At 64.2% G+C, this 324-nt stretch carries 1 pseudogene; it reads right to left on the bottom strand.

The features are described from left to right. Positions 1-256 (bottom strand): annotated as a pseudogene (locus tag EN851_RS34980) (ABC transporter permease); the annotation flags it as partial. Positions 257-324 lie beyond the last annotated feature (68 nt).

Here is a 324-nt window from a genome sequence, read left to right as displayed (position 1 = left end):
AGACCACGGTGATGGCGTAGGCGGCGGTCACCGAAACGACGGTGACGATCGCCGCGATGCGCAGCGTGCGGATGAACACCGACTGCACCAGGCCATCGGTGAGCAAAGCGTGGTACTGGCCGAGCCCGGGCGTGGGGAGCGTAAAGCTCCACTTCACCACGCCGAGGAACGGCCAGGCATAGGCAAGGATCAGGAACAGGAGCAGCGGCGCCATCAGCAGCGCCGCGCCTGTCCTGTCGGAGAGGGTGCCTCTCATCGTCAAGAAAGTCTCCGCCCGATCAGGCGGAGATGATCTTGGTGTATTCGTCGAGCGCCTTGCCGTAG

It is taken from the genome of Mesorhizobium sp. M8A.F.Ca.ET.208.01.1.1, from assembly GCF_004791315.1.
Taxonomy (GTDB): Bacteria; Pseudomonadota; Alphaproteobacteria; order Rhizobiales; family Rhizobiaceae; genus Mesorhizobium.
The sequence above is the reverse complement of the archived record's forward strand: the minus strand, read 5'-3'. Positions and strand labels throughout refer to the sequence as shown.